Here is an 8,079-nt window from a genome sequence, read left to right as displayed (position 1 = left end):
GCCGATGCACGCCGAGGCCACGCCGTAGCGCTTGCCGCGCTTGGCCAGCTCGATCAGCAGCGTGTAGATGAGCCGCGTGCCGGTCGCGCCCAGCGGGTGCCCCAGTCCGATCGCTCCGCCGTTCACGTTCGCCTTGTCCAGGTCCAGTTCGAGTTCCTTCTGCACCGCCAGGAACTGGCCCGCGAACGCTTCGTTGATCTCGAACAGGTCGATCTGATCCAGCTTGAGGCCGGCGCGGTCGAGTGCTTTGCGAATCGCGGGAGCGGGACCGATGCCCATGATCTCGGGGTCCACCCCCACGCTCGCGTAAGCGCGCACGAAGCCGAGCGGCGACTTGCCCGCGGCCTTCGCGCGATCGGCGCTCGTCACCACCAGGGCCGCCGCACCATCGACCATGCCCGAGGCATTGCCCGCGGTGACGAACGACTCGGGCCCGAATGCGGTCGGCAGAGAGGCGAGCTTCTCGGCGGTGGTGTCGGGGAACAGGTGATCGTCCTTGTCGACCACAAAGCTCTTCTTGCCGGCCTTCACTTCGACCGCGACGCGCTCCTCGGCGAAGCGCCCATTGTTGTTCGCGGTGTTGGCGAGCCGATGCGAGCGCAGCGCGAACGCGTCCTGCTCCTCTCGCGTGATGCCGTACTTGCGCGCCAGGTTGTCCGAGGTCTGCGCCATCAGGCAGCCGCAGAAGCTGTCGCGCAGCGCCACGAACAGCGAGTCCTCGAGTTGAGCACCGGGCCCCAGTCGAATGCCCTGTCGAGCGCCTCTCAACACGTGCGGCGCCTGGCTCATGTTCTCCATGCCGCCCGCCAGCACCCACGTCGCCTCGCCGGTCGCGATCATCTGCTGCGCGGTCACCACGCTCTGCAGTCCCGAGCCGCACAGTCGGTTGAGCGTGAGCGCGGGCACCGCCTGAGGTACGCCGGCCTTGAGCGCCACGTGACGCGCGCCGTAGATCGCATCGCCCGAGGTCTGCAGCGCATTGCCCATCACGACGTGGTCGATCATTTCGGGGGCGATGCCGCCGCGTTCGAGCGCCGCCTTCGCCGCCACCGCGCCCAGATCGATCGCCGACATCGACACGAAGGCGCCGCCGGGCTGGCCGTCGCCGCGCTTGCCGCCGACCCATTCGGCCATCGGGGTGCGCGCGCCGGAGACGATCACCACGTCCGGGAATCCGTTGCTGGGCATCGGGTTGGCTCCCTTGATTGAGAGACTGCTGAACGTCGGGTTCACGCCCTCATGCGCGCGGCACGCTAGCCGAGCGACGGCCGCGGCTCAAGCGCATGCTAGTTTTCGGCGCCATGAAATCAAGAACTGAGTACCTCGAATTCAACGTGGCCGCGCGCCGTGGCTTCGTGAACATCACGCCGCAGGTCGAGCAGGTGCTCGCCTCGAGCGGCGTTCGCGAGGGCCTGGTGCTGGTGAACGCCATGCACATCACCGCGAGTGTCTTCATCAACGACGACGAGAGCGGTCTGCATCACGACTACGACGTGTGGCTCGAGAAGCTGGCACCGCACGAACCGACCAAGCACTACCACCACAACGAAACCGGCGAGGACAACGCGGATGCCCACCTCAAGCGTCAGATCATGGGCCGTGAAGTGGTGGTGGCGATCACGGCCGGCAAGCTCGACTTCGGACCCTGGGAGCAGATCTTCTACGGCGAGTTCGATGGCCGCCGGCGCAAAAGGGTGCTCGTGAAGGTGATCGGCGAATGACCCCTGTGCGATCCATGACACGCGCCGACCTGCCGCGGGTCTGTGAGCTGCTGCGTCAGCTCGCCGACTTCGAAAAGCTCACCGACATGCTCACGGGCACGCCCGCCATGCTCGAGCGCGCACTGTTCGACGATCCGCAGCGACTCGAAGGTATCGTGGCGGAACGCGACGGCCGCATCGTGGGCTACGCATTGTTCCACTACACGTTTTCTTCGTTTCGAGCCACGCCGCGCCTGTGGCTCGAGGATCTGTTCGTCGATCCGATCGCGCGCGGAACCGGCGCCGGCGATGCGCTGGTGACCGAGTTCTGTCGCATCGCGCTCGAGCGCGGTTGTCATCGCGTCGACTGGGACGTCCTCGATTGGAACCCGGCGCGTCAGTTCTACGAGCGCCTCGGCGCCTCGGCTTCGAGCGAGGGCTGGACGCGTTACGGCATGGACGCGGCAGCGATGCGCCAGCTGGTCGAGCGCACGCGCCCGAGCTGAGCACCCACCGAGTTCACGAACTTCGAATTCCACGCAACCTTTCAACGCGGAGACGACGATGGCCAAAGGCATTCGCAAACCCGGTGACTTCAGCTGGATCAACATGCTCACGCGTCACCCCGATCAGGCGCGCGAGTTCTTCGGCAAGCTGCTCGGCTGGACCTACATCGAGATCCCCGGCATGGGACACCGCATGCAGGTCGATGGGCACGACATCGGCGGAGTCTTCGACCTCGACGGTCCGAACACGCCGCCGGGAACGCCGGCTTACATCGGCGTGATGCTCAAAGTCGAGAACGCCGACGCGACGTGTGCCCGGGTCACGGCACTCGGCGGTCGCGCGCTGCCGCCGTTCGACATCATGGATCAGGGCCGCATGGCGGTGTGCTTCGATCCGAATGGCGCCGAGTTCGACATCTGGCAGGCCCTGAAGGGACCGGGCACCGATGCCGACAGCCAGCATCACGGCGCGCCGAGCTGGTACGAGAACGCGACCCACGACGTCGGTGTCGCCAAAAAGTTCTACACCGAACTGTTCGGCTGGACGCCCGAGTCGATGGACATGGGCGGCACTCCGTATACCGTCTTCAAGCTGGGTGGCGAATACGTCGCGGGACTGACGCCGCTCTCACCGCAGATGGGTGCGGTCAAGCCCCACTGGGCGACGACCTTCACGGTCCGAGACGTCGAGGCGGCCGCGCGCGAAGCGGTCGCACTGGGGGGCACGGTCCACGTGCCGATCCAGCCGGTGCCGGGCATGGGCCGCTTCTGCGGGATCACCTCGCCGCAGCGGGTCGCCTTCTACGTCATTCAGTACGGCGGCTAGGCGCTTCGAAGCTCGGCCACGGCGCGCGCGAGCGCATCAGGCAGTGGCTCGCTCGCGAGCGCCCGAAGCGTCGTCGCGTCGGCACCGTTTTCGTCGAGCCACTCGCGCAGCAGGGCGGCACGGGTGCGGCGCTTCTCCGAATTCTCGTACTCGGCGAGCAGCGTGTAGGCGACGTACCACGCACACGCGCTGCCGACCGGAATGCCGTTCCAGTGCCGCGTCACCACGGTCGGAATGTGCACCACACCGCGCGGCGTGAAAAACGCGAAGCGCGCGATCAGTTCCACGTTCGCGGCGGCGAAGCTGAGCTTGTGATCGGCGTGCCCGGCATCGTTGCCGTGCCGCGTGAACTGAGCGGGCGGGAACCGCGCCGCGATCGTGTCGATGTCGGCTTCGACCGTCACGTCCCAGTCGTTCACATGGTCCAGGAGCCCGAGCGCCAACAGCAGCCCGCTGGCCCCGAGCGCATGCGGGAGCCGCTCGCGTTCGAGCACCGCGAGCATCTCGCGCAGAGGTTCGAGAGGCGGGTGCGCACTCACGACGCTGCGCCGTGCCTCACGGCTTCCGCGGCTCCGTCGGCGAGTGCTTCGTGCAGCGCACTCGCCATCTCGTCGAGGCCCGGCAACGGCTCGGCCGGGGCACTCATGTGGCGCGACGCGGCGGCGCCGAGTCGGTCGGCGACCGTGGTTGCGCCCGAAGCGCCGCCGGCCTGTCCGATGCCGCCATACTCAGCGTAGCGCTCGGCGATGCGGGCACGCCGCGCATCGAAGGTTTCTTCGGTCGCGGGTGCCGCCATCCAGCCTTCGAGCACCGCCTCGTGCATGGCATCGATCGCGGCGGCGGTCTCCCGGTTGAAGCCGCCCGCCGAGACCAGCCCGCGCACGCACGCATAGAGCGTGAACACTTCCCACTCGCGCCACGCCTGCGCGCGCGTGGCGATCGGCACCGCATCGGCTTCGACGATCTGTTCGAATAGTCGGGGTGCGGTCGACGCGTGGAACGCGGCGATCGCCCGCCCTCGCGCGGCGGGATCGTCGATCACTTTTCGAGCAGCTCGCGGGCGCGCTGGGTCGCCTGCACCACCGACTTGATGAGCGTCACGCGCAGGCCGCCCTCTTCGAGCTGCAGCAGCCCGTCGATCGTGGTGCCGGCGGGAGTCGTGACGTTGTCCTTGAGCATCGCCGGGTGCGCGCCGGTCTCGATCACCATCGCCCCTGCGCCGAGCACCGTCTGCGCCGCCAGCTCGGTCGCGAGGTGGCGGGGGAGTCCCATCTTGACGCCGCCCTCGGCCATCGACTCGATCACCACATAGATGAACGCCAGGCCGCTCGCCGACAGTCCGGTGATCGCGTCGAGGTGCTTCTCGTCGACCATCACCACCCGTCCGACCGCCGAAAAAATCGCGCGCGCGATCTCGAGGTGCGCAGGGGTCGCATGCGCACCTCGAGACACGCCGGTGATCGCGCGCTTGATGAGCGCCGCGGTGTTCGGCATTGCGCGCACGACGGGAACTGCTCGCGCGAGGCGCTTCTCGATGAACGAGGTACTCACCGAGGCGGCGACCGAGATCAGCAATGCATCTTTGTCGATCGATTCGCCGAGGTCATCGAGGACCGGACCGACCTGCTGCGGCTTGACTGCGAGCAGCACCACATCGGCGCCGCGCACCGCGTCGCGATTGGTCTTCGCCGCGGTCACGCCGAGTTGCGTGACGAGTTGCTCGCAGCGTTCGGCCGAGCCCGCTGTCACCACGATGCGCGAGGCCTCGATTGCCTGGGCGTCGATCAACCCGCGCGCGAGCGCTTCTCCGAGCTTGCCGGCGCCGATCAGGGCGAGGCGTGATACCTGAAGCATGCACGACTCCTTCGAGGGCCGGGCTCAGGACGGCGGGGTGGTGCTCCAGTCGTAGAAGCCGCGCCCGGTCTTGCGACCGTGCAGACCCGCGAGCACCATCCGCTTGAGCAGCGGAGGTGCGGCGAAGCGCGGTTCCTTGAACTCGTCGAACATGATTTCCGAGATGAAGTAGGTGGTGTCGAGTCCCACGTAGTCGCCGAGCAGCAACGGCCCCATCGGGTAGCCGCAGCCGAGCTTCATGGCGTTGTCGATGTCGTCGCGGCTCGCGAGACCCTGCTCGAACAGTCGCACCGCGTCGAGCATGTAGGGGATCAGCAGACGATTGACCACGAACCCGGTCGAGTCGCCGCAGCTGACCACCGTCTTGCCGATCGCCATGCACCACGCATTCGCAGCCTTCAGCGCGTCGGCGTCGGTGCGCACGGTCTTCACCACTTCGACCAGCTTCATGAGCGGGACCGGGTTGAAGAAGTGCAGTCCGATCACGCGCTCCGGTCGTTTGGTGAAGGTCGCAAGCTCGGTGATCGAGAGGCTCGAAGTATTCGAAGCCAGGATGGTTCCGGGTGCGCACAGTCCGTCGAGTGACCCGAGCAGCTCGCGCTTGGCCGACACGTTCTCGACGATCGCCTCGATCACCAGATCGCAGTCGGCGAGGTCTTTGAGCTCGGTCGAGCCCTTCAAGTTCGCGAGCGTGCGATCCATGTCGTCCTGGCTCAACTTGTTCTTCTCGACGCCGCCCTGCAGGAACTTGCGGATCGAGCCGAACCCCTTCTCGAGCGCGTTCGCCGACACTTCACGCACCACGGTCGGGAATCCGGCCTGCGCGCTCACCTGCGCGATGCCGGCGCCCATGAGCCCGCAGCCAACCACCCCGACCTTGCGAATCGTCATGAAGGGAATCCTCCTCGAAAGCCATCGGCCGGGCGCATCGCGCATGCGGCGGGCCCGCGGGCGCACTTTGATTGTTGCAGCATACGGAGCCGCACCCGCGCGAAACAAGGCGAGCGCATGCTAGATTTTGTGTGTTCGATTCGCGCACCCCACCGGAGCCCTCGCCATGTTCGCTCGATCCCGCGGCACCTCTCTCGCTCTGTGCGGCCTGCTCGCCGCATCGCTCGCGTTCGCGGACACCGCTCTGCCGCCGATGCCGCTCATGCAGCAGTACGTGTTCGGAGTGCTGCGCAAGGGTCCGAAGTGGACCGCCGACAAGTCGCCGGCACTCGACAGCCTGCAGGCCGGACACATGGCGCACCTGGGCCGCATGTGGAAGGAAGGTTGGCTGGTGGCCGCGGGGCCGGTCACGGCGCGCAATGGCTGGCGCGGCCTCCTGATCTTCCGCGCCGACTCGGCCTCGCAGGTGCGCGCACTCTCCGAGCAGGACCCGGCGGTGCGGGCGGGGCGGCTCGCGGTCGATCTGTGGCCGTGGTTTGCACCGCAGGGAATCGGTCAGGGCTACACGGCGCGCACCGCGCGGCTCGGGCCGGGCTCGGACTCGATGGTCACCCGCTGGGTCACGCTGCTCCGCACCAGTCCCAAACCGAGCCAGCTCAAAGGTGCCGCGCTCGATTCCATGCGGCGCGGTCACCTCGCGCACATTCTCGGGCTGCTCGCGAGTGGTCACGCCCGCGCGGCCGGCCCGCTCACCGGCGCCGGCGACATCGAGGGCCTCACCGTATTCGTCACCGATTCGCTCGACGCATGGACGCGCGCCAATGCCGATCCGGCCGCGCGTTCGGGTGATCTCACCATCGAACTGTTTCCGTGGTGGTGCGCCTACGGCGTGCTGCCGGGGGAGGAGTGAACATGCCGAACGCCTCGACGCTCCCGATTCCGCGCCCGGCCGCGAACGAATACGCGCCTTACTATGGCCGCTACATCGATCGCGTGACCGGCGACGATGCGCTCGCGAGCCTCGAGTCTCAGATCGTCGAAACACTCGCGCTGCTCGCGGGTCTCGACGACGCCAGGTCGCTCCATCGCTATGCGCCCGGCAAGTGGAGTGTGAAGGAAGTGGTCGGCCACCTGACCGATGCCGAGCGCGTGTTCGCGTATCGCGCGCTGCGCTTCGCGCGCGCCGACCGCACCCCGCTGCCGGGTTTCGACGAGAACGTCTACGTGCCCGAGGGACGCTTCGACGCGCGACCGATGCGCGACATCGCATCGGACTTTCGCCTGGTGCGCGAGGCCTCGCTCGCGCTGTTTCGATCGCTCGACGCCGAGGCACTCGTGCGGGTCGGCGAGGCGAACCAGTCGCCCATGAGCGTGCGCGCGCTGGCATGGGTGCTCGCGGGCCACGAACTGCACCACGTCACGATCCTGCGCGAGCGCTACGGCCTCTAAAAGAAAGTGCCCCCACGCAATTCCAAACTCACGGCGTGTGGGCCGCGTGCCGGAAAGAGGATGCGCGGGGGCGGTTCCCCCACTCGGCGTCCTCTGCGCCGAGGGTTGAAGCCATGAGCCTCGGCGGCCCGTCTTACGCCGCTCTTACAAGCCGGCCGGCGGTGGGATAGAGTCGCCGCCATGCCGCCCCTGTTCCCGCTGCTGGTGCGCCGCCGGCTGCTGCGAAGACTCGCGGGAACGTGGCGGGTCGCGGTGCTTTCCGCGCCCGCCGGCTTCGGCAAGTCGACGCTCGCCGCGCAGGCGATCCGCGGCCGTCGCGCGACCTGGATCCGCATCGGGCCCGACCACCGCGCGCTCTCGAACCTGATCGGGGCGTGGATCGGCGCCGCCTCGGCGCGAGCCGATGGTGCACTGCCGCGCACGCGCCGGCTGTTCGAAGTGCATCGCGATCTGGAGCGCGACCTGGGACTGCTGACGGCGAGCCTCGCCGCCGAGTTCCCGCCCGGCCGCGGCGAGCGCGTGCTGGTGCTCGACGACGTGCACGAACTCGACGGCGCGACCGAGGTGATCCAGTGGCTCACCCGCGTGCTGCTCTCGATGGGGCCGCGCGTCCGCACGCTGGTGACGTGCCGCGGCTCGTGCCCGTTGCCGCTCGCGCGCTTCGAAGTCGAGGGCGGAGTGCTGCAGCTCGGTGTCGACGATCTCGCGTTCACGCTCGCCGAGGAACACGAATGGCTCGCACGAGTACTGGGAGCCCCCACGGCGCGCCGCGTCACGGCGGAGTTGCGCGACTCGTTCCGCGGCTGGCCGGCGGGGCTCGCACTTGCGGTGCGGGGCCTGAGCGAAGCGCCGG

General features: G+C 68.1%; 11 protein-coding genes. 6 read left to right on the top strand and 5 right to left on the bottom strand.

The features are described 5' to 3' along the window. A partial coding sequence (locus tag HOP12_09275; protein ID NOT34346.1) for an acetyl-CoA C-acyltransferase occupies positions 1-1,188 on the bottom strand: 1,188 nt, incomplete at its 3' end. A 113-nt stretch (positions 1,189-1,301) separates the two neighbouring features. On the opposite strand from HOP12_09275, the gene HOP12_09270 reads away from it, so the two are divergent. Genes HOP12_09270 through HOP12_09260 form a run of 3 tightly spaced genes read left to right on the top strand, consistent with a single transcriptional unit; the run spans position 1,302 to position 3,032 of the window. Continuing rightward, complete coding sequence (locus HOP12_09270) at positions 1,302-1,721, top strand: YjbQ family protein (protein ID NOT34345.1); 420 nt, start codon at positions 1,302-1,304, stop codon at positions 1,719-1,721. 14 nt (positions 1,722-1,735) lie between these two features. Next, positions 1,736-2,206 (top strand): GNAT family N-acetyltransferase, encoded by a 471-nt coding sequence (locus HOP12_09265; GenBank protein NOT34344.1) that lies wholly within the window; start codon positions 1,736-1,738, stop codon positions 2,204-2,206. A 58-nt stretch (positions 2,207-2,264) separates the two neighbouring features. Beyond that, positions 2,265-3,032: a VOC family protein gene (locus HOP12_09260; protein NOT34343.1), complete on the top strand. Its 768-nt coding sequence runs from the start codon at positions 2,265-2,267 to the stop codon at positions 3,030-3,032. Here HOP12_09260 and HOP12_09255 read toward each other — a convergent pair. The 4 genes from HOP12_09255 to HOP12_09240 are packed head-to-tail and all read right to left on the bottom strand — an operon-like array spanning position 3,029 to position 5,777. Continuing rightward, a complete protein-coding gene (locus HOP12_09255) occupies positions 3,029-3,571 on the bottom strand; it encodes a hypothetical protein (protein ID NOT34342.1) in 543 nt (180 codons plus the stop codon). The genes HOP12_09260 and HOP12_09255 overlap by 4 nt on opposite strands. Next, positions 3,568-4,074 (bottom strand): hypothetical protein, encoded by a 507-nt coding sequence (locus tag HOP12_09250; protein ID NOT34341.1) that lies wholly within the window; start codon positions 4,072-4,074, stop codon positions 3,568-3,570. The genes HOP12_09255 and HOP12_09250 overlap by 4 nt, the downstream gene beginning before the upstream one ends. Next, complete coding sequence (proC, locus tag HOP12_09245; protein NOT34340.1) at positions 4,071-4,886, bottom strand: pyrroline-5-carboxylate reductase; 816 nt, start codon at positions 4,884-4,886, stop codon at positions 4,071-4,073. Before proC ends, HOP12_09250 begins: the two co-directional genes overlap by 4 nt. 24 nt (positions 4,887-4,910) lie before the next feature. After that, positions 4,911-5,777, bottom strand: a complete 867-nt coding sequence (locus tag HOP12_09240; protein ID NOT34339.1) for a 3-hydroxybutyryl-CoA dehydrogenase — start codon at positions 5,775-5,777, stop codon at positions 4,911-4,913. A gap of 166 nt (positions 5,778-5,943) precedes the next feature. Here HOP12_09240 and HOP12_09235 point away from each other — a divergent pair, with 166 nt between their 5' ends. The 3 genes from HOP12_09235 to HOP12_09225 form a co-directional block, all read left to right on the top strand. After that, complete coding sequence (locus tag HOP12_09235) at positions 5,944-6,687, top strand: hypothetical protein (protein NOT34338.1); 744 nt, start codon at positions 5,944-5,946, stop codon at positions 6,685-6,687. Positions 6,688-6,689: 2 nt separating this feature from the next. Beyond that, positions 6,690-7,226: a DinB family protein gene (locus HOP12_09230; GenBank protein NOT34337.1), complete on the top strand. Its 537-nt coding sequence runs from the start codon at positions 6,690-6,692 to the stop codon at positions 7,224-7,226. Positions 7,227-7,406: 180 nt separating this feature from the next. Further along, positions 7,407-8,079: hypothetical protein (locus tag HOP12_09225; protein ID NOT34336.1), on the top strand; the 673-nt coding region annotated here is incomplete at its 3' end.

Source organism: Candidatus Eisenbacteria bacterium (assembly GCA_013140805.1).
Classification (GTDB): domain Bacteria; phylum Eisenbacteria; class RBG-16-71-46; order RBG-16-71-46; family RBG-16-71-46; genus JABFRW01.
This window is presented reverse-complemented; position numbering and strand designations above follow the sequence as displayed.